1 protein-coding gene is annotated in these 243 nt (G+C 66.7%); it reads left to right on the top strand.

The features are described 5' to 3' along the window. The coding region (locus KVT32_RS31215) for an arginine N-succinyltransferase (protein WP_217619548.1) at positions 1-243 on the top strand (243 nt) is incomplete at both ends.

Below are 243 nucleotides of genomic sequence, written 5' to 3'. Positions count from 1 at the left end.
ACCCTGAACCCCGACCGCAAGATGCTGGGCGACCGCGTCGAATGCGCCGTCGCCTCGTTCGCCGAAACGATCCCGCCGCACGAGCGCGACTACATGTTCGCGCTCGAGGACACGACCAATGGCCGCCTGGCCGGCGTGTGCGCGATCAAGGGCGCGGTCGGCCTGACCGAGCCCTTCTATAACTACCGCATCGGCACCCTGGTGCACTCCAGCCGCGAACTGAACGTGTTCACGCGCATGGAG

The sequence above is a fragment of the Achromobacter sp. GbtcB20 genome, from assembly GCF_019091095.1.
GTDB lineage: Bacteria > Pseudomonadota > Gammaproteobacteria > Burkholderiales > Burkholderiaceae_B > Achromobacter > Achromobacter mucicolens.
This window is presented reverse-complemented; position numbering and strand designations above follow the sequence as displayed.